14 protein-coding genes are annotated in these 24,211 nt (G+C 64.0%); 3 read left to right on the plus strand and 11 right to left on the minus strand.

What is annotated here, in order from left to right; all coding sequences use genetic code 11:
- Positions 1 to 271: 271 nt before the first annotated feature.
- The 9 genes from AB7878_RS04095 to AB7878_RS04135 all read right to left on the minus strand — a co-directional run bounded on the left by AB7878_RS04095 (position 272) and on the right by AB7878_RS04135 (position 18,048).
- Positions 272 to 1,501 (minus strand): glycoside hydrolase family 27 protein, encoded by a 1,230-nt coding sequence (locus AB7878_RS04095; RefSeq protein ID WP_369493128.1) that lies wholly within the window; start codon positions 1,499 to 1,501, stop codon positions 272 to 274.
- A gap of 72 nt (positions 1,502 to 1,573) precedes the next feature.
- The gene (locus AB7878_RS04100; RefSeq protein WP_369493129.1) at positions 1,574 to 1,918 is read right to left on the minus strand and encodes a hypothetical protein; all 345 of its coding nucleotides are present in this window, start codon (positions 1,916 to 1,918) and stop codon (positions 1,574 to 1,576) included.
- A complete protein-coding gene (locus tag AB7878_RS04105) occupies positions 1,915 to 3,153 on the minus strand; it encodes an SGNH/GDSL hydrolase family protein (protein ID WP_369493130.1) in 1,239 nt (412 codons plus the stop codon). The genes AB7878_RS04100 and AB7878_RS04105 overlap by 4 nt, the downstream gene beginning before the upstream one ends.
- A 36-nt stretch (positions 3,154 to 3,189) precedes the next feature.
- The gene (locus AB7878_RS04110) at positions 3,190 to 5,622 is read right to left on the minus strand and encodes a glycoside hydrolase family 31 protein (RefSeq protein ID WP_369493131.1); all 2,433 of its coding nucleotides are present in this window, start codon (positions 5,620 to 5,622) and stop codon (positions 3,190 to 3,192) included.
- A 231-nt stretch (positions 5,623 to 5,853) separates the two neighbouring features.
- Complete coding sequence (locus AB7878_RS04115) at positions 5,854 to 8,394, minus strand: glycoside hydrolase family 3 C-terminal domain-containing protein (RefSeq protein ID WP_369493132.1); 2,541 nt, start codon at positions 8,392 to 8,394, stop codon at positions 5,854 to 5,856.
- 13 nt (positions 8,395 to 8,407) lie between these two features.
- Positions 8,408 to 10,039 (minus strand): DUF5597 domain-containing protein, encoded by a 1,632-nt coding sequence (locus tag AB7878_RS04120; RefSeq protein ID WP_369493133.1) that lies wholly within the window; start codon positions 10,037 to 10,039, stop codon positions 8,408 to 8,410.
- Positions 10,036 to 12,273: a beta propeller repeat protein gene (locus AB7878_RS04125; RefSeq protein ID WP_439653820.1), complete on the minus strand. Its 2,238-nt coding sequence runs from the start codon at positions 12,271 to 12,273 to the stop codon at positions 10,036 to 10,038. Before AB7878_RS04125 ends, AB7878_RS04120 begins: the two co-directional genes overlap by 4 nt.
- Before the next feature lie 813 nt (positions 12,274 to 13,086).
- Positions 13,087 to 14,784, minus strand: a complete 1,698-nt coding sequence (locus AB7878_RS04130) for a glycoside hydrolase family 43 protein (protein WP_369493135.1) — start codon at positions 14,782 to 14,784, stop codon at positions 13,087 to 13,089.
- A gap of 264 nt (positions 14,785 to 15,048) precedes the next feature.
- Entirely contained in the window at positions 15,049 to 18,048 is a 3,000-nt protein-coding gene (locus tag AB7878_RS04135; protein WP_369493136.1) for a TonB-dependent receptor, read from the minus strand.
- Positions 18,049 to 18,414: 366 nt separating this feature from the next.
- Here AB7878_RS04135 and AB7878_RS04140 point away from each other — a divergent pair, with 366 nt between their 5' ends.
- On the plus strand, positions 18,415 to 18,846 hold the full coding sequence (locus tag AB7878_RS04140; RefSeq protein WP_369493137.1) for an alpha-amylase family protein: 432 nt from the start codon (positions 18,415 to 18,417) through the stop codon (positions 18,844 to 18,846).
- Here the strand turns inward: AB7878_RS04140 and AB7878_RS04145 are convergent.
- Both AB7878_RS04145 and AB7878_RS04150 read right to left on the minus strand, forming a co-directional pair.
- A complete protein-coding gene (locus AB7878_RS04145) occupies positions 18,759 to 20,138 on the minus strand; it encodes a sensor histidine kinase (RefSeq protein ID WP_369493138.1) in 1,380 nt (459 codons plus the stop codon). The genes AB7878_RS04140 and AB7878_RS04145 overlap by 88 nt on opposite strands.
- Positions 20,135 to 20,794, minus strand: coding sequence for a response regulator transcription factor (locus tag AB7878_RS04150; RefSeq protein ID WP_369493139.1), 660 nt, complete (start codon positions 20,792 to 20,794; stop codon positions 20,135 to 20,137). Before AB7878_RS04150 ends, AB7878_RS04145 begins: the two co-directional genes overlap by 4 nt.
- A gap of 332 nt (positions 20,795 to 21,126) precedes the next feature.
- Here AB7878_RS04150 and AB7878_RS04155 point away from each other — a divergent pair, with 332 nt between their 5' ends.
- Positions 21,127 to 22,962 carry a YncE family protein gene (locus AB7878_RS04155; RefSeq protein ID WP_369493140.1) on the plus strand — a complete coding sequence of 612 codons (1,836 nt, stop codon included), beginning with the start codon at positions 21,127 to 21,129 and terminating at the stop codon, positions 22,960 to 22,962.
- Between the two features lie 6 nt (positions 22,963 to 22,968).
- Entirely contained in the window at positions 22,969 to 24,057 is a 1,089-nt protein-coding gene (locus AB7878_RS04160) for a YncE family protein (protein ID WP_369493141.1), read from the plus strand.
- Positions 24,058 to 24,211 lie beyond the last annotated feature (154 nt).

A 24,211-nucleotide genomic window follows, 5' to 3' on the forward strand; every position in this document is an offset into this window, starting at 1 on the left:
CCACTTCACGAAGGATGCGGCCCAGGTCTGCCGCCACCTCGCACAAGCGCAATGCGGTCGCCAAGCACTGACGGCCTGCGGCCGTCTCAGCGTGTACAGCGCGAACGCGAAGTCCGCGGGGCGGTCGCTCTCCCGATCTTTCAGCGGCCGGTCGTCGAGGCCGGCCAATGACGTCAGCACCAGTTCGCCCGTCGGTGTTTCGATCCATTGGAAGGTTTGCGTCCTGCCGGACCGACCCGCCACAAGCGTCGCCCCTCCATCCTCACCCGCCCTATGACTTCGCAGGACCAGTCAGGAGCAGCATCAGCACGCTGTGCGGCGCAAGCCGCGCTTGCAGTGTGGTGCTGGTGTCGCCCGTCTTCTTGGTCCACAGGTCGGACCAGCGGTAGACAGTCTGCTTGAAATCGACCGACCGCTTGCTCAGGTCATCGGTCAGGACTTGCGCCTTCCAGTCATGGTGAACATCAATAGCCTGGGTGGAGCGGTTCAGGAACATCAGTGCCCATTGGCCGCCGTCGAGCGGCTTCGCATAGATCTCCAGCGGACCGTCGGCCAGGACGCGCAGCGCCTCCACACCCAGCCTGTCCTGGTCCACCGCGATCACGCCGGGGTTGGTCAGGATGCGGCGGGTCGACTCGGACATGGAACGCAGGTCGTTGCCCAGGATGAGGGGCGAGGCCATCATGGCCCAGATCGACAGCTGGGCGCGGTCTTCATCCTCGCTCATGCCGTTGCCCACTTCGAGCATGTCCATATCGTTCCAGTGGCCGGGCCCTGCGAACTTGCGCAGGCCGGCCTGCCGGTCAAGGATGCGCAGCACGCCCAGACCAGTCGAGAGACCGGGACTGAATTCGCAGTCGAAGCAATTATAGATATCGGGAGTGGTGCGCCACGAATGAGCAACCTGGCCGGCCCACTCCCACGGCTTGCTCATGCCCCATTCGCACATGCTGAACAGCATCGGACGGCCCGACTGGGCGATGGCGTCGCGCATCGTGGTGTAGGCCGCTTTGGCGTTCATGTCTGGGGTGTTGCACCAGTCGTACTTGACGTAATCGATGCCCCAGCGCGCATAGGTCCGCGCATCCTGATACTCATGGCCGCGGCTACCGGGACGGCCATCGCAGGTGGTCGCGCCGGCGTCCGAGTAGATGCCCAGCTTGAGTCCCTTGGCATGTACATAGTCTGCCAGCGCCTTCATGCCGGATGGGAAGCGCTTGGGATCGGGCTGGATGTTGCCGTCGGCGTCGCGCTGGCCCTGCCAGCAGTCGTCAATGTTCACGTATTGGTAGCCGGCGTCCTTCAAGCCCGTCTTGACCATGGCATCGGCGGTCTCACGGATCAGGTGCTCGTCGATATTGCAGGCAAATTTGTTCCAGCTGTTCCAGCCCATTTGCGGGGTGTTGGCCAGGCCTTCGGCCTTTTGAGCCCAGCTGTTGCCGCAGGCGGCGGCCCCCAGAAAGATGCCCAATACGACCTGCGCTATGCGTCTGGCGTTCATTTCGAATCCTTCATCATGTTGAGAGTCCGGGATGCGCCGCTGAATCCACGGATTCGCTGGCGCCATCTTTTTCTATTCCGACCAGATAAAGCGCGCACCTTCGCTGTCGTCCGGCATGGGGTCGGGACTGTCGGCACGGACATCCCCGGTCTTCGGGTCGATGCGCAGGAAACGGAGGCAGTCATTGCGAGTAACTGAGTGCGTAGGGTGACGGATCTTCGGCAGATACTTCACCGCGTCCTTGCAGTCGGCATCGTCGTAACGCGAACGGGAAAACATGGTGATTTCGCTGAGCGAATAACGCGTCTGCCGCTGCGCGCGCATTTCCAGCAGTCGACCTCTGTCGTCCGGCCGACAGGTGCGCAGACCGGTGGCGCCCCAGCCGATCGGTTCCGGCGGTGGCAATGTAACGTTCATTGCGCCGCCGATGGCTTGTCGACGAACCAACTCAGATTCAGCGCATTGGCCATCGCCCGATAGCCCGCGCTGTTCGGATGCAGATGGTCGCCGCTGTCATAGGCGGCGAGCATCTTTTGCGGCGCGGCCGGATCGCGGACCACCTTGTCGAAATCCACCACGCCGTCGAACGCGCCGGAACTGCGGATCCACGCATTCACCCGCTCGCGCGTCTTTTCTCCCGCCGCGCTGTGATACGGCCAGCCACTGCCGCCGTAAGGCGTCAGGGTGGCCCCATAGATCTTCACGTGTTTGGCATGGGCACGGGCGATGAGTGCTTTCATGCCGTCGATCACTTGCTTGGCGGTGATCCTGTCCTCGGCTTTCAAGGCGTAACCCGAGCCGCCGATGTCGTTGATGCCTTCCAGCAACACGATCCAGCGCACGCCGGGCTTGTCCAGTGCATCGCGATCGAAGCGCGTCAATGCACTTGGGCCGGAGCCGTCGTGCAGGATGCGATTGCCGCTGATGCCGGCATCCGCCACTCCGATGGAAGACAGCTTTGGATCGGCCTGCAAGCGCGCGGCAAGGTAGTCGGGCCAGCGTTCGTTCGCGTCCTGCTTGGAACCCACGCCATCGGTGATGGAATCGCCGAAAGCGACGAGTGTGTACTTGGTGGATGCGCTGGCCACTTCCACGTCGGAGAGGAAGAAGCGATTGCCGCTGGTCTCTTCGCGCGGGAAGTGCACCGCTGCGGTGGCATCGCCGCTTTCGGTGATGTAGGCGGTGGCAAAGCCGGCACTGTGGACGGTCGACGCATGGTATGCCGCCGCGGCCGGTGCGTGGATGCTCACCGCCAGCGACTGCAGCGCCTTCACGTCCATCTGCACCGGATCGCACAGCACGCTTTCGCCCTTGGCGATGGTGACGGTGGGCTTGCCGTTGAACAACAGCGTGTGATCGCTGCCGGGCACCGTATCCGCTCCACCGGCGCTCAGCGCCACGTGCACCGGCCCCAGGGTGATCGCCGCGTTGCCGAAAAGATTGGACAGCCGTACGCGCACTGCCGAGCCGCCGATGCTCGCCCGCACGACCTGTCGCACCGTCTGTGCGTCCAGGGCCGGACCCGCGGTATCCGGCGATGCCGCCCATGCGTCCACCCAGGTGCGATGGCTGATTCCACTGGCAGCCATCGCGCCAGTCGCGAACGCGCACGCCGAACCGATGAATGCCCATGTCAATAACCGATGATGCATGTTGCGTCTCCCATGTGGTTCATGCGGTACCGTCGCTCAGCGCGACACTTTCAGCTCATGTCCGTCGTACTCGACGCGCTGGTCGCGACTGCCAGCCGGCACACCCGCGTTCGGCCGCGCCGCACCGATGCGACGGATGACGAACTGCCGCTTTGCCGGCGTGCCGCTGCCGTCGCCTTCTCGTTTGCCCAAGGTCAACACGCCGGTGGCGTTGTCGTAGTCCAGCCGGATGCGCGAGTAGTGGCCATGCTCGTAGCCGTACGAGCTGCCATCGTCCTCGTACAGCGCGAAGTGGGCATCGCGACCCGGATAGACGCGGATCTCTGCGATGGACTGCTTCGATGCGGTCGACTGGATGTCGGAACCCAGCGGCACGATGGAACCGGCGCGAACGAAGACGGGAATCTGGTCTATGGGCGCGGCCACCTTTACCCAGCGGCCGCCGGCCAGCTTTTCGTTGGTCCAGAAGTTGTACCAGTCGCTGCCGGCGGGCAGATAGACGTCCTTTTCCGTCTGGCCCTGATCGGTGACTGGCGCCACCAGGAAGGCGGGGCCGAACATGTATTCCGTGCCGATGTCGGCGACGTTGGGATCGTTCGGGAAGTCCATCCACAGCGGCCGCATGAAGGGCGCGCCGGTGTCGTAGGTCTTCTTGGCCTGGCTGTAGATGTACGGGATCAGGCGGTAGCGAAGCTTGTCGTACTTCGCCATGATCGCCTCGGCCTGATGGCCGTAGGCCCAGATTTCCGTATGCTTGCGGTCGCCGTGCAGGCGCAGCGTGGGAAGGAAGGTGCCGTATTCGAACCAGCGCGTGAGCAGTTCCGGGTAATCGTTGTTCTGGCCCACCGTGTCGCGCGCATCGGAAGGATCGAGCAGCGGCTTCTTGGTGGCGTGGGTGGTCTGCGGCAGCCATTGCCAGCCACCGATGTCGTTGCCCCAATAGGCGATGCCCGAAGCGGTCATGTTGAGGCCGGTGGGAATCTGGCGTTGCAACGCCTCCCAGCTCGGGTCGATGTCCGACGACCAGAACAGCGCGCCGGTACGCTGGGACCCCAGGTACGCCGCGCGGGACAGGATCAGCACGCGCTCGTCCGGTTTCCAGGCGCGCATGCCCTGCGCGACGCCTTCCACGTGAACCAGCGGATAGAGGTTATGGTAGCGGTCGCCGGAGCCGATCGAGAAGAAATAGCCGTCCGGCACGAGATCCGGTTCGGTCTCGTCCAGCCACGGATAGTCGAAGCCGTGCGAGAGGATGTTGTCGCGCACGTGCGTCCAGAACCACGTGCGCGCCGCGGGGTTGGTCGAGTCGATCAGGGCGCCGGCGCGGTCGGAGCGAAATGGCAGGCCATCGACCGTCTTGCCGTTCTTGTCCTTGAGGAAATAACCCTTGGCGTCGAGCTCCTTGAAGTAGCGCCCGGAGCGTTCGAAGCGCGGCCAGATCGAGATGATCGACTTCATGCCCATGGCATGCAGCTGCCGGTTCATGCCGTCGGGATCCGGGAATTCCGCCGGATTGATGTCCAGCTGGCCCATGCGCGTCCAGTAGAACCAGTCGATCACCATCACGTCGAGCGGGTAGTGCTTTTCGCGGTAGGTGCGCGCGACGCGCAATACCTCGGCCTGGCTGTCGTAACGCGCCTTGGACTGGATCAGGCCGAAGGCCGCCTTGGGCGGGATCGGCGTCTTGCCGGTCACCCGCGCATAGGCCGAATAGATCTGCTCCGGCGTGTCGCCGGTGATGACGAAGAAACTCACACGTTCGCCGACTTTCGACTCGAAGCTCGTGTGGCCGCGGATGCCGGCGACGAAATGCGTATCGGAGGGGTTGTCCCAGATGATGCCGTAACCCCTGGACGACACCATGAAGGGCACGCAGACGGTTTCGCCACTTGGCGCGTCGTACCAGTGCTTGCAGTCGATGACGCGGCCGCGCAGATCGAGCGGGCCGAGACTGCCCTGGTTCTGGCCCATGCCGTAGTAGTGCTCGTCGGCAGGCGCCGCGAACGTGGCGCCCACCTGATAGGTGGCTTCGCCCGCCACCTCGTGCGGCGACATGTTCCAGCCGGTCATGTCGACGATCGTGACGCCCCTGGCGTCCTTCACTTGCAGGCTGACCGGCGCCAGTGTCGGCGCGAAATAGCGGTCCGTGATTCCCGGCACATGCGGCGGCGGCGGCGCATCCACATGCAGGGTCAGCATCGGGGAGGCGAAGGTATCGCCGCCCTGGCCGTGGCTCTCATGGAAGGCAGAATTGTCGGCGTGGCCGGCAAGAATCCCGTAGCCGGGCGGCTTCAATGCCTGGTTCTTGTCGGCCGCAATCGTCACATGGATGACGTTCGGGCCGTAAGCCTCGACGCTGACCCATGCGCCGTGCCGGTCGAGCGTGGCCATCGGTGCGGCGCCGGCGACGGCAGCCGCCGTGGTGCATGACAAGAGCAGGCCCAGCAATGCAAGGTCAGAAATTCGCACGACATTCCCTCCGCGTTGAACGAACACCCGCGATACCACGCGCGGCCGATGCCCGACGATTTATCACGCAAGCCCGGCTTGTCCGGCGCCCTGCCCCGCGAATGACCGGATTCGCCATGCGTGCCGGGCGATACGCCAGCAACGACGTGCCCGGGCGGGCGCTCGCCGGATGCATTGGAGGCCATGGCTTCCACGCCACCGGCGCATCGCGCGGGTGCAATCGCATGTGGTTCATCGTGTTTTCCCCATCGTCAGGTCGGTGGCCAGCGGCGTGTGGTTGGAGGCGTCGCCGACATAGATGGTGAAGCGGCCCGGATCGACCTGCCAGCCATGTTTGCCGACGTCGTAATACGCAAACGCGCGCCGATCCAGGGTCAGGCTGACGTGCTTGGTCTGTCCCGGCTTCAGCCGCACCTTGCGGAACGCCTTCAGCTCGCGTGCCGGCCGGGCCACCCGTGCCGACGGATCGCCCACATAGACCTGGGCCACCTCGGCGCCATCGCGCGAACCGGTGTTGCTGACATCGAACGAAACCGTGATCGTGTCGCCGACCTTGGCCACTGCAGGCGACACGCTGAGCTTGCTGAACGAGAAAGTCGTGTACGAGAGTCCGTAGCCGAAGGCGAACAGCGGCTGCGGCTTGTGCGGGTAGGTGGTGTACCAGCGGTAGCCGAGGAACACCCCCTCGCCGTATTTCACGGTGGGGTTGGTGCCCGCGGGATGCGGTGGTGCGTCGTAGAAATCGTGGGTGGGATTGTCCTTCCATTCGCGGTCGAAACTGACCGGCAACTTGCCTTCCGGCGTATGCGCACCGAACAGCACTTCGGCGATCGCCCGCCCGCCTTCCTGGCCGGGATACCAGCTCTGCAGCAAGGCAGGTACCTGGTCCAGCCAACCGTCGGTGGCATAGGCGTCTCCGGAGTTCACGGTCACGATGGTCTTCTTGTTCACCGCGGCCACTGCCTCGATCAGCGCTTCCTGGCCCCACGGCAGCTGGAACGTGCGGTCGAACGCCTCGCTCTCGGAGGTGGGATCGAAGCCGACCGCGACCACGGCGGCGTCCGCCATCGCCGCCATCTTCCTGGCATCCGGCGAAATCAGATCGTCCAGCGCGATCACGCCCAGGCCCATGCGGCTGTAGCTCACGTCCGGCTTGTAATCCAGACGGATCGATACCGGCTTGCCCGCGACCAGGTCGAGCGTGACGTACAACGGTGCCTGGCCCTCACGCTGCGGTTGAGTGATCACCGGATTGCCGTCCACCAGCAATCGGTAGGTATCCAGACTGGCCGCGGCGGTGAGGAACAGATACTTGCCGCTGTGGGCGGGCACGAAGCTGCCGCTCCAGCGAATGCTCTGCCGCTGGGTGGCCGGGGTGGTCCACAGCTCCGGCTTCCACTGGTCGACGTGTTCGTCGGTGGAGGTCGTGCCGGGCTTGCCCTGGAAATCGGCATTGGCGAAGGTCTGCCGCAGCAGGCCCTTGCCGCCGGTCGGGCTGACGAAGCTGGACTGCTTGAATACCTCGTCCGGCGAAGGCAGGCCGCGGCTGTACAGCACGCGCACCTTGTCGCCGAGCTGATGGGTGATGCCGGTGAGCACGCTTTGCGCCTCGAACGTATCGACGTGCGAACTGCCGCCGGCGCTGCTGATCGCCGGGAAGGCATTCGGGCCGATCACCGCGATCGTCCTGATCTTCGAAGCATCGAGCGGCAGCACGTGATGGGCGTTCTTCAGCAGCACCAGCCCTTCGCGCGCGGACTGCAGCGCCACCGCATCGTTGTCGAGGTTGAACAGCGGGATCGACAAGTCCTGCTGCGGTCGATCGAGAAAGCCGAAACGCACCGCGGTGCGCAGGATCCGGCGCACCTTGTCATTCAAGACATCCTGCGACAGCTTGCCGTCCTTCAACAGTGGCAGCAGCCGCTGCGGCGACATCGCCTCGGCGCTGGGCATCTCCAGATCGAGCCCGGCGTCGAACGCCTTGACACCGTCGTGGGCAGCCCCCCAGTCGGACATGAAGATGCCCTTGAAGCCCCAGTCCTGCTTCAGGATGTCGTGGCTGATCGCGTGGTTCTCGCTGAGGTAATCACCATTGACCAGGTTGTAGCTGCTCATCACCGCGCCGACGTGCGCGTCCTTCACCGCCATCTCGAACGCGGGCAGATAGATTTCGCGCAGGGTGCGCTCGTCGATGAGGGTGTCGAGATGGCGGCGGTCGTATTCGGAGTTGTTCGCCACGAAGTGCTTGATCGTGGCCACCACGCCCTGGCTCTGGATGCCGTCGATGAAGCCGACCGCCATGCTGCCGGCGAGGAACGGATCCTCGCTGTAATACTCCATGTTGCGGCCATTCTGCGGTGCGCGATGGATATTCGCGCCCGGCCCGAGAAGGAAGTTCACGCCGCGCGCCCGTGCATCGCGGCCCATCGCCTCGCCCACTCGCCGCGCCAGTGCAGGATCCCACGAGGCGGCCAGGCCGACCCCGGCCATGTAGGCCGTCGAGGTCCCTACCGAGCGTACGCCGAACGGCCCATCCGACATCCGCAGGCGCGGCAGTCCGATCGCCGGTTCGGCGCGAATGAACATGTTGTCCTCGCCACCGATCAGGTCGACCTTCTGGGCCAGGGTGAGCTTGTCGAGCATCGCGTCGACGCGATGCTCGATCGCCGGCGAGTCGGCGACCGGGTCCGAAGAGGTGGACGAAGCAGCCTGCGCGGCGCCGCTCGCGCCGAGGCAGGCCAGCAGGGTCAGGCTCAGGGTTTTCAGGCGCATCAAATCAAATCCCTCAGTAGGTGGCCAGCTTGACGTGCAACACTTGCGGCTGGCTGGTGAAATTCAGGCCCCAGTCGGTCTGGTCGCCGTTCCATTCGCGCAGGAAATGCCACTGGCCGTTCTCGTAGAGGCCCTCCTCCACCCGCTCGAACAGGAAGCGCACGTGGCGACCCGGCGGCGGCATGAAGTCGACCCGTGCGTGGTAGCCGGTCACCAGGTATTCGTCCTTGCCCAGCTGGGCGATCAACACGCCCCCCTGCTTGTTCTCGTTGCCCTTGGGCGGCTCCATGCCAAACGGCGGCTGGCCGTAGCCGACATGCACGCGCCAGCTGCCCAGGTCGAGCGTCGATTCGTGCGTGTCGTCCGGCTCCGAAGCGCCCCACAGCTTGCCCTCGAAGCTCAGGCGGGCGAGCAAGCTCTGCATCGGCGCGAGCAGGGCGTAATTCGCCGCGAATGGCTGGATAGTGTCTTCGTTGATTACCTTCGCACCCAGCGGCCAGTTCGAATACCCGGTGTAGTCGATGCCAAACGGCGAGTAGCCGATCGCCTGGTGGCCCAGCACGGCGAACAGGTAACGTGCGTAAAGCACGTCGTTGCCGGTTTCGCCGACGAACAACGGGTTGTCGGCACGCCCGTAGCGATCCAGCACCGCGGTGTATTTGGCGTATTCGCGCATGTAGATGTCCGGCGCCAGCAGATCCAGCGCAGGCGCCGCGGCACGCCAGATGTCGAGCACGTTGTCGGTGGGGCCGCCGCTCGAATAGCTGACGCCGGGCGGGCCTGGATGGAACGGATCGCGCAGGGCCACATTCGCGTACATTGGCAGGTCGTAGACGGCCTTGCCCGCAGCCGCGACCTGATCGATGTAGTGGGCGATCGCCCACGCATACGAGAACTCTGCTGCGTCCTTGCCGAACACCTGCGACCAGCTGCCGGCATGCTTTCCGGTCTTCTTCAGCACCGCCGCGGGAACGGGAGCCTGCAGCAAGCGCGTGCCGGCGGTTGAGTAGTCGCGATCGGTGCCGTAGGTGCCCGACTCGTTCTCCACCTGCACCATGATGACCGTGTGGCGATCTGCGTCGATCGTGCGCAGATGCGTCATCAGTGCCACAAAGGCGGCGCGGTCGGCCTCCAGCGTGTTGCTGCCGAGAGGCGACAACGAATTGAGCGTCGAGCCGTCCTTCTTCAGCACGCGCGGAAAGCGTCGGTTGTCCAGTTTCACCCAGGCCGGCGCGTAGCTCGGACTGTTGTTCTTCCAGGTGGCAAACCACAGTAGTACCAGCCGTACCTTCTGCTGGCGCGCCTGCGCGACCAACGCATCGAGAAAGCTGAAATCAAACTTGCCCTCGACCGGCTCGATCTGATCCCACGCAATCGGCACCTGCACGGTGTTGGCGTGGATCGCCGCGATCGCCGGCCAGACCTGCGGCAGCATCGCCGGCCAGTTGCTTGAATTGTTCACCTGCGCGCCGAGGATCAGGTAAGGCTGCCCATCCACCAGCAGCATGTGCCGACCATTCTGGCTGACCACGCGCGGCAGCGAGGCGGCCGCCGCCGGCAACGCGGCGAAGAGGCCGAGCGCAAGAGCCGCGGCACACAACAGGCGACGCATCGGGGAAGCGCGCATCTTCGTTTTCGGCTTCATCGGGCCACCTGCGGTTCGCCATAGACAATGCCGCGCCCGCCGGTGGCCATGTACACGCGGCCGAACACGCGCGGGTCGCCAACGAGATGCGTGATGCGGCCATAGCGATGCGCCTCATCGTTGATGCGCTGCCAATGGCCGCCGTCATCGATGGAGCGGAAAATGCCCTGGTGTCCGTCGAGCCGGCCGGCCACGAACAAGGTCGACTCGTGCCGCCCTTGCGCAGACTTGCCGAAACCGAAGGCATCCACACCGGTGAGGCCCGCAAAGCGTTGCTGCACGTTGCCGGCGTCATCGCCACGCAGCAACGGCAGATCACGCGCTGCGAGATAGAGCACGCCTGCCGCGTCCGGCGCCGCCTGCAATTGCACGTGATCGTGGCCTTGCGCGGCTTGCCCCAAACCACCCCGGATCGGCGTGAATGTCGCGCCACCATCGCGGCTGGCGAACAACGCCCCGGTGCGCGGATCGAATGCTGCAAAACGCCGCGGGTCGACGCGATCACCAAGCACGCCAACATCGCCGGACAAACCTTGTACGGCTTGCCAGTGCCGGCCGAAATCACGCGTGAGATAAACGTGCTGCGCATGCCACGGCGCCCACAGCACCGCGCTGCCATCGGCGGTGAGTGCGATGCTGCCGGCACCGTCGCCTTCCGGCGGTTCGCTGGCGAAGGCCTGCCAGTGCCGGCCATCGTCATCGGACCACGCCGCGCGCACGGCCGGCCCGAACGGTTCACGCAGGTAACCGCTGCGCACGATCAACGCGGGGCGCTGTCCCGCATAGTCGATGCTTTGGCTGTTGGCATAGCGTGGCGGCGCCTGGAACTGCAGCGGCGCCACCGCAAGATCGTCGTGACGGAAGCCATCAAGGTCGCCGATCGCGCTCAGCAGGTGCGCGCCCTGCGGCGGACTGATCAGACCCAGCGGAACGGTTTCCTCCAGCCCGCGATCCTGGAACCACCAGTGCACCTTGCCGCCATCATCGAGCCGGCGCATGTCGCGCGAAGCCCAGATGCCGTAGCCCGTGACGAACATCACATGGTCGTGATCGAATGGATCGATGGCCACGGTAGTCATCCAGTGCGGCGTATGCTCCACCGTCCACGCCGCACCGCCGTGATCGAACACCGAGTGCGCGAAGACCTCGGACCAGTGCGCGCCGCGATCGGTACTGCGGAACAGCAAGTCGTGTGGCGTGTAGTGATGGTGGGTGCTGGCGATCAACACCCTCGGGTCGGAGGGATCGACGGCCACGTCGCCCCAGCCGAAACCCTGCTGCTTGCCGGTGCCGCGCAGGGGCGTGATGTCGGTCCAGCGTTCGCTGGACGGTTGCCAGCGCCACACGGCGCCATCGTTCATGGTGTCCGGACCTGGCTCGTCGCCATAGCTCAGGTAATAGTTGCCGTCGCTGGCACGATGCATGTGGCCGGGCCGCAAGCCGACGGGTTGCCCCGGCACGGCGCTCCAATGACGGCCGCCATCGGTCGACTGGAACAAGCTGGTTTCGCGCGTGGATACGCCGGCATAGAGCACCGGCGTCGGCTGCCCGTGCCGGCCGCTGATCGGATCGAACAGCACGAATACGATGCCGATGGGTTGCGTGCGCCACGCGTTACGCGCACTGGCCGACGGCGAGGTCGCCACCGCCGGGAAGCTGTCGACCTTTGCCCAGTGCGCGCCGTAATCATCGCTTCGCCACAAGCCGGCATCGGGCGAGCCAAGGAACAGAATGCGGCCATCGTTCGGATCGACTACCAGGCGTTCGCCGTTGCCGCGTCCCAGTTCGTTGCCACCGAGCTTGAACGGCAAGTCGGTGCGTTCGAAATGACGTCCTTGGTCGTGCGAGCGCAGGATGGCGGCGTCACCCGCCTGCGGCGTGGTATAGGTGCCGGCTGCCAGGTACAGGCGCTGCGGATCGGCGGGATCAAGCGCCAGGCTCTCGATGCCCAGCAAATTCTGATCCTTCGCCCCGATCCAGTCGGTCAACGGCACCCAGCGGGACTTGGCCACATCCCAGCGGTAGGCACCTCCTACGTCGGTGCGCGCATAAACCAGCCCCCGCACAGCGGGGTGAAAGACCAGCCCGCTGACGTAGCCACCGCCGCCGATGCGCACGTTGTGCCACGCATACGAAACCTCCTGCGCTGCCACGGGCAGCAACGCAGACAGGCACAACAGAAACAGGCAGTGCACAACCCGGAACATCACCTTGGTTGGTTTGAGAAGGCTCATCGTGTCGTCAACCATTGGGAGCCGGCAACACACGCGTGGAGGGGTTGCCTGCGGAAGGGCCAGGGCGGAAACGTCGATCAGCGCTCTGACGCGCGACATGCGGTAATCGATCCGTACATGGCGTGGACGCGATCGTGGACGCGATTGCCGACAAAAACATGCCGGCCCGCATCGCATGGATCGGATTTGACGCGGCAGTCAGCGACTGGTGCGCGCGCGCCGAGCACGCGTGCACATCTTGTCGGGCGGCACTACCGAACCCGTCGTACATCTGGCTCCCCTCCAACTCTTGGTTTTCCGACCGCAGCACCTTGGCACGCCGACCGGTCCGCCGGCGATGGTCCGAACAACCACCAGTGCAGTGGCTCACCGGTCCGGGCGACCAGCCTTGCGACAAAACGCGCCACACGGACTGAAGGGCGCAACCTGCATGCTCCGATCACTTGCGCATGGAGACAATTACAAAATCAGCCAAATTGCCTGACGTTTCTTCTTTTGCGACTGCCGCAATCAGCGGTTGCCTGACTCCCGCGGACGCTTGCAACACCGTGCACGTCCCGTCAGTTCCGCACAGACTGTCCGCACCTCAGCACTGCGTCGTAGGCGCGACGGTACGCGATGACGCCACACTGGCACCGTCATGACTCGTTTGGAAATGTCTCTGCACTGATCACCGTTCGTCGTGGTGTCCGCGACTTTGTCGCCTTCACTCGACTTGCGCGACATTCCACCGTGGTCGAGAGTCGGGTGTCGTGGCCGCGGCACCCGGTGGGCGACAGTCGCCGCGGCCATGCCGAAAGCCCATGGTAGTGCTCAATCGCCGACCGCCTTCTGCGAGTCAGAGCCGTGCACGGGCTGCTGGTAAGCGTAGGGACCAAACGTGACACCGGTGAAGCCACCCGCCGTGGCGGCGCTCAGTAGACTGGCGTCGAGCCCGTGCTGCAGCACGTGCCAACTGCCCTCGTTGACGGCGTAGAAAACATCCAGTTGCGGACCATCCACCTTGAGGCGGATGGAAACGGTGGTGACCCCGCCAGGCAAGTTGGCGTGGCTGAGCTCGACGCCCGCCAGCGGATCTTCCTTGCCCGCCCTTCGAAACAACGCCAGCACATCGCCCGACGCATGGCGGACAACACCCGCTGCATAGAAATGGGTTTCGTTTTGCAACATGGCGAGGCCTGCCTGTTCGCCGAGACGCATCCCGCGCACGTCGAACCGGGCATCGATCGTGGCCCGGTGATGCTGCAGCCGATGCGCAACATAGGCTGGCTGGCCGGACGTGTCGTCACCCAGCGGCACTGCTGACGGCTGGATACGCAGGCCTTCGCGACCGGTGGCATACCAGGACTGGTGGGGCGCGTGGATCGTCATCCACTGCATGGGCAAGGTCGGCGCACGGAAGCGCTCGCTCCAATGGAATGGGCCGCTCGTCGGTATCGCCTGCGACTCGCGCGGCAAGTCGGGTCGCTGCGCCACCATGGGCACCGACTTGCCGTGCGGCAGGATCACGGGCCAGCCATCATGCCAGGTCACCGGCAGCAGGAAGGTCTCGCGACCCAGGTTGTACTGGTTACCGCGATACGGCAGTGTTCCCAGGAATACCGCCCACCAGGACCCATCCTTCAACTCGACCAATTGCGCATGCCCCGTCGACGTCACTGGATGCGGCCGGCCGGGCGCTAGATCGCGCTGGGTCAGGATCGGATTGCCATCCCACGGCACGTAGGGACCGGCAACCTTGCGGCTGCGATAGATCATCTCGGCATGCTGTTCGCCGGTGCCACCTTCGGCCGTGTTGAGGTAGTAATAGCCGCCACGACGAAAGAGGTGCGGCCCCTCTACATATTGCGGTTGGGTGGCAGGTTTCGCGCCGCCATCCACCAGCACCTTCCGCGGCCCGACCAGCTTCATCGAGGCGAGGTCGAATTGCTGGATCCAGATCGCGCGATGCCCTTCGTAACGCGGCTCGCCTTCGGGCATGCCGTTGTTCACAACCCACGCGGTGCCGTCCTGGTCGAAAAACAGCGAGGGATCGATTCCTTCGAAGCCCAGCCAGATGGGGTTTGACCAAGGCCCGGCGGGATTCTTCGCCGTGATAAGGAAGTTGCCCTTGTCGCAGTAGAAGCAGGTATTGGTGATGTAGAACGTATCGCCGTGGTGGCTGATAGACGCGGCGAACAGGCCGCCGGTCAATTCGCCGTGGCCATAGTTGATCTGGCCGGGTTGGTCGATCGCATTGCCGAGCTGCGTCCAGTCGACCAGATCCCGACTGCGGAAGACGGGCAGTCCCGGGAAGTAGCCGAAGGTGGAGTTGACCAGGTAGAAATCGTCACCGACCCGAATGACGGATGGGTCGGGATAGAAACCCGCCAGCACCGGATTGCGATATTGCGTCGGCGAAGGCACGGGGCCACCATCGTCACCGTGGTAGCTGATGTCCTTCACCACGACGGATGCGGCCGCCATCTGGCACAGCAGTGCGCAGAGCGTGCCAAGCACGAATCGTTTCATTGCGCCTCCCTCTGGGTGCCGGACGAGCCGCCAGAACATGCGACGGCGCACACTCTGCCCACACGCCTCCGCCATGCTCACGTTGAGCGTGGCGCCGATGGTTCCGGGATGTCGAAGAAATTCTTTCTCAACGTTGCCGTCATCTCGGCCGGCGCGATCAACCGGCCGGAACGCAGTGAGGCTTCACGGCTCCTGGCAAGGCACCCAACGCTGGATGCCCTGCCCCATGCAGGAACCCTCATAGCCTGCCCAGGCACTGCATGATCAGAACGTCGCGCGCAGCGTCAGCGCATAACGGGAGTCGTTCACGTACCAGGAAGTGACGTGCTTGCCGGATGCGTTCTGATCCATGATCGTGCGTTGTTCGGCGTTGTTGAGGTTGTTCATCTCCAGGCCGAGCTTCACGTGCTCGTTGAACGCGTAGAAGATCGAACCATCCAGCTGGCCGTAGGCATCGGCGAATACCGGCAGCTTCCACGGAATGTTGTTGTCGGTACCGTTGTAGCCATTCGGACCGATCGACAGCAGGTACTGGCTGCGCCAGTTGTAGGCCAGCCGGATTTGCCACGGACCGTGCTCGTAGAAGCCGGCGACATTGAGTGAATCCCTCGACAAGCCATCCGCCGGGAGGCTGCCGTATCCGGAGCCATCCGTATCCACCGGCACCGCCGTAGTGTCGTTCGGCACATGGGTCCTGCTCCGGATGTAGGTGTAGTTCGCCGACATGCCGAAGCCCTTGACCGGCAGGAAATCGAAGAACTGGTTCCAGCCGATTTCCGCGCCATCGATGGTCGCCTTGCCGACGTTCACCGGACGGGTGACCAGGTACTGGTAGCTGTTGCCGTCGACACCCGGATACGTCACGAAGTGCGACTCGTTGCGGAAATAGTCGCTGATCCCCTTGTGGAACAGGTTGATCCAGGCCATGCCGCCGCGGTCCTGGTCGAAGTACCACTCCAGCGACAGATCGAACTGGTTGGCCTTCATCGGCGTCAGGTACGGATTGCTGTTGGAACTGCTAGTAAGCGTCAGCTTATCGAGCGGCAGGGTGGTAGTGCCGGGTGGCGGCGTATAGCCGGACAGCACGGCGGCACTGAGAATCTGATACGCCTGCATCTGGCTGAAGTCCGGCCGCGCAACCGCCTTGGAAAAGGCAAAACGCGTGATCCAGTTCGGCGCGAATTCCCACTTCACGTTCAAGCTGGGCAGGACGTCGGTGTACTCGTTGCGGGCGCTGATGGGAGCGGACTGGCCCGTGCCGAGATAAGGCGCAAACGCCTGGTTGGGATACACCAGGAAGCCCTGGCTGGCATTCCTGGTCTTCACCGCACGCACGCCGATGTTGCCGCTCAGACCGACATCGTCCACCCCGAAGTCGAGCATGGCATACGCCGCGTAGGTCTTTTCGTGCTGAAGATTGGTGTGCGCGGCATCGAGCAGCGTGGGCTGGTACGGGACGTTGTAGCCGCCACCGATGTAATACGGGATGGCAGCATTGTGGATGTCCGCATAGCTCCCCGGGTAACCCAGCGCGGTCGACGGCACCGGTGCATAGAATGCGCCCGGGATGCCAGCGTCGCCCTTGTAGAAGTTCTTGAACGTGTCCAGGTGCACCAGGCTGGTATTTACGGTGCCGTTCAAGTTGAGGCCAGGCAATGCGCCGCTGGGTATTGCCCAGCCTTGCATCCAGGTCTGGAACACGGGCTTCCAGTTGTAGCCCGTATCGATGTTGTCGGCGTTGCGGTTGGTCACGCGCACGCCCGCCTTCACCCCTTGCACGAACCCATCGACGAAGCTGTGGTCGATGTCGGCGCGCCAAGCCAGTTCCTTCGCATAGTTCTGATTCTGGTGGTCCATGGTGAACCCCCAGTAGTAATTGGCGGGGTTCCCGGTGAAGGCGGAATCGACGCCGATGTGCGGCGGGTTGCTGCCGTTCAGGGCGACGTCGATGTAGGGCACGTTGGTGCCCAAGGCCACCGTGGAATCCAGGCTGTTGGTGGTGGCCTTGACGAACTGCAAGGAGCTCGTGAGTTCGGTGCTGGTGCCCAGCCGCCACTTCATCCCGGTGGAGAAGTCCGTGGTCTTGGAATGGCTGTTGGAGGCGCGGATGTCGGTGCCCATCGGCATGCCGCCGGGCTGCGTAAGACGACCGGACTGGAACACGCCGCCATTGATCTGGCTCGGCTGGCTGGCATCCACCGTCACCTTCGTCGGATCGTTGCCCACGAAGATCGCATCTTCGTTCCAGACTTCGTGGTACTTGCTCTGGAACGCGGTGGCGTACAAGTCGAGATCGTCGCTGGGACGCCACTGGAAGGCCAGGTAGGCACCGTCGCGCTTGCGATCGTAGAGCAAGGTGCGCCAATCGGCGCCGCGCGGCACCCAAGTGCCACTTGCATTCTTGAAGAACGGACGCACGAACAAGCCATCGGTACGCGTTGCCAGTTGGGAATCGGCGACATCGACGAGGACGCCCATTTCGCCGAGGTCGGTGTGCCAGCGATTGCTGTAGAGCACCGAGCCGGATGGCTTGTACTTCTTGACGAAGTCGCCATAGTTCTCGCTGACGGACGCGGCGATCTTCTGGCCCTGGAAGTCGAACGGCATGAAGGTGCGCAGGTTCACCGTGCCGCCCAGGCCGCCCTCGATCATCTCGGCCGTCTGGTTCTTGTACACGTCGACGCCGGACATCAGTTCCGACGGCACGTCCTGGAAGCTGAGGGCATGCCCGCCGTTGGCGGAGAAGATGTCGCGGCCATTCAACTCGGAACGCACCTGCGTGAGGCCGCGCACCTGCACGCCGTTGCCTTCGGCAGAGAAGTGTTCCGGGTCGCCTTGGGAAAGGAAATGGTCGATGGTGACGCCGGGGATGCGCGACAGGGTTTCGGTGACGCTGCGATCCGGCAACGCGCCGATGTCCGTGGCGGACAACGAATCGACGAAGGTGTCTGCGTCGCGTTTGATGTCCTGCGCCTTTTCGACTGATGCGCGGATGCCGGTCACCACGATTGCAGAGAAATCCTTGGCCTGCTTGTCGCCGACCTTCGCAGCCTTCTTCTTCGGCGATTTCGCATCGGTGGTGGACGCGGTCGACGCGTTCTGGTCCTGTGGCTGCCCCGGCACCGCCGCTGTGGCCGGCTGTGCATGCAACGCCAGCGACCCGCAGCACAGCAGTCCCAGCGCGATCGCCCCGGACAGGCGCGCCATCGGGAATTTCCCCGCCGCATGGCGGCGTCCGGCATCAAACGTGGTCTTGCCCATCATGTTGGTGTCTCCCCAAGAATTGACGTAGCCGAGCCGTTCGACGGTCTGTCGGCAGTTCCCCGCAAGATGCACAACCAGCCCGAAGCCCTTTCGCGGACACGTGGCTGAAGCACATGCTGGATGCTGTCGCGCCGCACTAAAACCAGACAATTGCGAAATCAAAAGTCCGAGCTAACGTTTCTCCATGTGCGGCTGCAACATATTCGATGCCGAAGCTGGTCCCCTGCTGGCGTTGACCTCGCGCAGCCTGTTCAGCCGTGGCCACTTCCGCGCTACTGCAAGACGGGAACGCGTGCTTGCCAGCGCTGTTGCAGCCGAGACAGTGCGCAGTTCATTGCCGCGCCACCCACCAGCGGAGCATGCCGCATGCGTTCGCTCGTTCTCTCGCCCGCCCTGGCCACCATGTTCACCACCGCACCGGTGACGGCCGAAAAGCCCGTGGCCGCCACCCCGCCGATGGGCTGGCACAGCTGGAATCATTTCGCGTGGAAAGCCACCGGCACCGGTGTGCGCGCGGCGGCCGATGCCATGGTTTCCAGTGGTATGCGCGCCGTCGGCCACGTCTACATCAACATCGACGACACCAGGCGGGGCAAGCGCGGCCCGGACTCGGCGCCCTTGCCAGTCGCAACTCCATGGCTGGCTCGAGACGAACAGCGTGACCGCGACAACGCGAGTCAAACATTCTTTGGCCAGCAAAGGAATCCGCGTTACACAGGGTTCTGCACGCGCTCGTCGCTGGCGGGCAGCTCGAACACCACGCGCAGGCCCCCGCCGTCTGCGCGCGGCTCGGCATAGATTCGTCCATTGTGCAATTGGATGATGCTGCGGCAGATCGCCAAGCCCAAGCCGCTGCCGCGATCCTCCTCGCCACTCTGATGGAAGCGCACGAAGCGGTCGAAGGCCCGCTCGCACTGATCCATGGTCAAGCCCGGTCCCTCATCCTCGACACTGACCCTCCAGTAACGAGGCACGAACTCCGAGCGCAGCGTGATCAGGCCGCCGGGCGGCGAGGCTCGCAAGGCATTCGTGAGGATGTTCAGGACGACTTGTCGAAGCCAGCGTTCCTCGAAAGCCACCACGCCCTCGCCGCGGTGCGTGTAGCGCAGGCGCCGTCCCTGGTGCTCGGCCAAGGCGCGGACATCCTGCTCGAAGCTCTGCAGAAAGTGATGTGGATCCTGCGGCACCAGACTCATGCGGACGCCCTGTGCCTCGGCGCGCGACAGAAACAGCAGTTCATCCACCATGTGGTTGACGCGGGCCAGTTCCTCCAGTTGCACCAGTATGGCCTCCTCCTGTGTCGGATCCAGGTTGCCGTCGGCGAGCAGCTTCTCGGCATGCAGCCGCACCAGCGACAGCGGGGTCTTGAGCTCGTGCGATACCTCGGCGCTGAACTGGCGTACCTGGGTGAACGAGGATTCGAGTCGATCGAACATCTGGTTCAACAAGCGTGCTAGATCGGAGATCTCGTCGTCGACTCCGGTGACGCCGATGCGTTCAGTGAGATTGTCGGAGCGAATGCGGTTGGCCGTTTCGCCAATCAGTCGAACCGGTCGCAGCATCAGGCGGGAAAGGCCCAGGCCGATCACGATGCTGGCCAGGATCATGCCCAACAGCAGCGCGAGGCTGACTTCGGAATAAGCCACCATGGCGCGGCGCATCTGGCCCACCGGCGTACCGATGCTGACATCGAACGGCGGCAGCACGAACTCGGCGATGCGCAGCTCGCCGATGCCGGGAATGGTGCCGTTGTAGACCCGCTTGCCTTTGACGTCGGGCAGCGGATTGCCGGCCAGGTTCTTCGAGCGGAACAGGTTGCCCTGTTTGGGCGAGTCTATGCTGATATAGAAAAGCACCGAGGCGTATTCGGTGGTCTGGCGGATGCGTTCGTTGATGATCGCGCCATTCAGCGTCGGATAGTCCGAGCCAAGGCGCGCCTTGATCTGCCCGAATTCCGTGGCATTGAGCAGGTCCAGGTCGTGGATCACGTAGTTCTTCAGCAGTTGGTGGCCGGCGACGAACAGGCAGGCCAGGGTAAGCGTGACACTCAGTACGAACCAGAACGTGATGCGCGCGCCGATCGATTTCATACCAGCTGATAGCCGATCCCGCGCAGCGTCTTGAACAGCGGTTCGGTCGGATTGGACTCGAGTTTGGTGCGCAGGCGGCTCATGTAGACGTCCAGCAGATTGTTGTCCGCCAAACCGGGCCAGATTCTTTCCGAGATGTACGAGCGGGTCAGGGTGCGCCCCGCGTTCTGCATGAAGATTTCGAGCAGCGCGAATTCCCGGCTGGTGAGATCGACGTTCTGGTCCCTCAGCTTGACCGTGTGACTCAACAGATCCATGCGTACGCAGCGATGGGTGATCACGGTCTGCTTTACCGCCGACTGGCGCCGCAGCAAGGAACGTACGTGGGCGAGCAGTTCATCGAAGCTGAAGGGCTTGGGCAGGTAATCGTCGGCGCCGAGGTCGAGACCCTTGATGCGGTCCTCCACCGCGTCGCGCGCGCTGAGGATGAGCACGGACTCGTTGAAGCCGGAGCGGCGCCATTCCGAGAGCAGGTGCAGGCCGTCGCCATCGGGCAGGCTGAGGTCGAGAATGATCACGTCATAGTTGGTTTCGGCTAGCGCATCGCGGGCCTCCCTGCAGGTGCCGACCCAGCACACCGTGTAGGCGCATTCACTGAGCCCCTGCTTGAGAAACTGGCCGAGGCGCTGCTGGTCTTCGACGATGAGAATCTTCATGGCACACCTGCCTGTCGACATTGCGCAGCGAGTGTATGCCCGCATCGAACGCAACCAGTGACGCGACGCACAAAGCGCGTGCGGCAGGCCTGCATCGTGGCGACGCATGCTCCATGGCGGGAAGAGAAGCCATGCCTGCCAACCTGAAAGAACTTTAAGGATCGTTACAGGTATCCGTCAGGTGCTTGTTCTAGGGTGCATGACACGCGGCTCCGGAGCGGGCGGGAGGGAACGGGGTAACCGGTGATCGCTGCGACCCGCTTCCGCTCGCGCAATCCCGCGCAGCACGCCGACACCCGCTTCATTCACGTCAATCGTCGAGGACGGAATCCATGGTTCGTTACGCACTTCTCCTGAGCACTGCCCTGCTCGCACCGCCGCTGCTGGCGCAGACGGCCGCGCCGAATTACGCCCAGCACCTGGTGGACGAAACGCTCGCCGCGCACCCGGACATCGCCATCATGGCGCTGCACGTGACGCCGCCGAAGCAGACCGACAACATCATCATCGCCTCCAATATCGGGCGCATCGGCAAGAAGGCCGACTCCGACGACATGGGTGTCGTCAACACCGGCAAGCCGGCCATGGCCGTGAACGCAGAAGGCGACCACTTCGAAGTCGAGTTGCCGCTGCAGGACGTCACCCACGACACCGTGGGTGCGGTGAGCATCGTCTACCCGTACAAGGCAGGCGACGACAAGGCTGCGCTGGCGAAAAATGCGGAGACGGTGCGCGACGAGTTGCGCCGCAAGATCTCCAACGTCGGCAACCTGACCCAGCCCTACCAGTTCGATCCGGCCATCCCGACGCATACCTATGCGCAGCAGTTGGTCGATCAGACCATGGCCGCGCATCCCAGGCTGCTGATCCTGATGCTGCACATCGTGCCGCCGGGCAAATCGACCAACGTGGTGGTGGGTACCAGCATCGGCCGTTTCGGCAAGGCGGCCGACGACGATGACATGCGCGCCATCAATACCGGTATTCCCAACCTCGAGGTCAACGGCCGCCGCTTCGAGGTCGAGACGCGCCTGCTCGACGCCAGCGGGAAGACCCTTGGCGCGGTGGGTATCGTGCTTCCGTACAAGCCTGGCGACGACAAGAAGGCACTTGAGCGTGAAGGCTTTGCCATCCGCGACGAGTTGCGCGCGAAGATCCCCGACTTGGCCAAGCTGATGGAGCCGGTCGCCCCGGTGGCTGTCGCCGATCCCAACCCGACGGCGAGCCTGATCGGACGCAGCACCGATTGGCACCCCGGCTATTCCGGCGACTTCGACCACTTCGGCGTCGACGTCAAGGGCAACCGGCTGTTCCTGGCGGCGGAGGATCACGGCACGGTGGAGCTGTTCAACCTGAGGACCGGCGCGCACGAGCGCACGCTCCACGGTGTCGAGACGCCACACGCCTTCGTCTACCTGCCCGAGCACAACCGGCTGATCCTCACCGACAGCGGCAAAGGCATGACCAAGATCATGGATGCGACCACCTTGAAGGTCGTGGGCCACATCACGTTGGCACCGGGTGCCGACTCGGCCGAATACGATTCCTCGACCGGCCACCTGTACATCGTCACCGGCGGCAAGGACGTCGGCATGAAGGACTGCTTCCTCAACGAGGTGGATCCGCTCACCGGCCATGTGTACGCCAAGCTGCGGTTCGACTCGGACCATGTCGAGGCAGTCAAGGCCGAGCAGCATGGCAGCCGGTTGTTCGTGAACGTGGCCGACCAGAACTACGTGGCCGTGGTCGACAAGAAGACGCTCAAGGTGATTGCGCACTGGCCGCTCAGCGGCGCCCAGACCAACCTGACGATGGCGCTGGACGAGGCCGACCACCGCCTGTTCGTCGGCACCCGCAATCCCAGCAAGCTGTTCGTGCTCAATACGGACACCGGCGCCACGGTGGCGATGCTGGATGCGCCGGCGACTTCGGACGGGCTGTTCTGGGACAGCGCCCGCAAGCGCGTCTACGTGCCCGGTGGCGACGGCTATCTCGGCGTGTTCCAGCAGGTCACCCCCAACCTCTACGCTGCGCGGCCGTGGATCGCCAGCGCCATCGGTGCCAAGTCGGGCATCGTCGTTCCGCAGCTGGATCGCCTGTACCTGGCCGCTTCGCCAGGTGAACACGGCAAGGGCGGCGAAATCCTCTGGTTCAAGCTGGGCAACTAGGAGCGGATGATGCGCCCGAACCGACAGCGAAAAGCGATGCCATCACGCAGCCGCCTGGTGGTGCCGCTCGCCTTGCTCTGCTTCGCGCTGCTGCCGGTACCGGGCCGCGCCACGAGCTTCTACCATCTCGGTTCCGCGGTGGCCTTGCCGGGCAAGGCACCGGGGTGGGATTACCTGACCTATGACGCCGCACGGTCGCACCTGTTCATCGGCCGCCGGCACGACGGCGTCACCGTCTTCGACGTGACCACGCACAAGCTGGTTGCCACGATTGCCGGCACCGAGGGCGCGAACAAGGCGATCCTGGTGCCTCGGCTCGATCGCGGGTTCAGCGTGAACTCCGATGGCACGAGCACCGAGTTCGCGCTGTCGTCGCTGAAAACCATCCGCCATATCCACTTCGGGCAGAGCGCCGACGCCGGCAGTTATGAGCCGGTCACCGGACAACTGTTCTTCACCATGGGCGACAGTCGCAAGGTGGCGTTCGTCGATGCCCGCAGCGGCAAGCTCGTCGCCACGTTGCCGCTGGACAGCGGCAACATCGAGGCATCGGCGCCGGACGGGCATGGCAATATCTTCGTCGCCGAGCGCGACCGCGACAAGGTGGTGCGCATCGATGCCCGCACGCATACCGTGACCGCCAGCTGGTCGACCGCGCCGTGCCACCAGCCCGTCGGGCTGGACTATGACGCCGGCGATCAACGCATCTTCGTCGGCTGCCGCAGCGACCGGCCGGTGCTGGCCGTGCTCAACGCGGCAAGCGGAGCCCTGGTAACCACGCTCCCGATCGGCCGCGGCAACGACGGCGTCATCTACGACCAGGCCACCCATCGCATCTACACGGCCAACGGGATTGACGCCAATCTGGTGGTGATCAAGCAGACAGGTCCCGACGGTTATGCGCTCGACCAGGCCATCACCACGCGGCCGATGGCACGGACCCTGGCATTGGATACGGCACGGGATCGCGTCTATCTGGTCGCCGCCGAAGGTGGCGTCGATCCGGCCATGAAAGTGAATACCGCGGTGGCACCGTTCTACCCGAACTTCTATTTCGACCAGACGTTCACCGTGTTGACCTACCAAAAGAACTGAATTTCTTGATTTCAGCGCATCGGAAAACCTTGTCGGACTGATGTGGATGGACCAGTTCCGTGGCGATTGCCGGTGGGTCGCATGCGCAAAACCCGCATATGAATTTTCTTTCGTGTGATTTTCAGTACCAGTAGAACTGCACCACCTGTTTCCG

Source organism: Rhodanobacter humi, assembly GCF_041107455.1.
Classification (GTDB): domain Bacteria; phylum Pseudomonadota; class Gammaproteobacteria; order Xanthomonadales; family Rhodanobacteraceae; genus Rhodanobacter_A.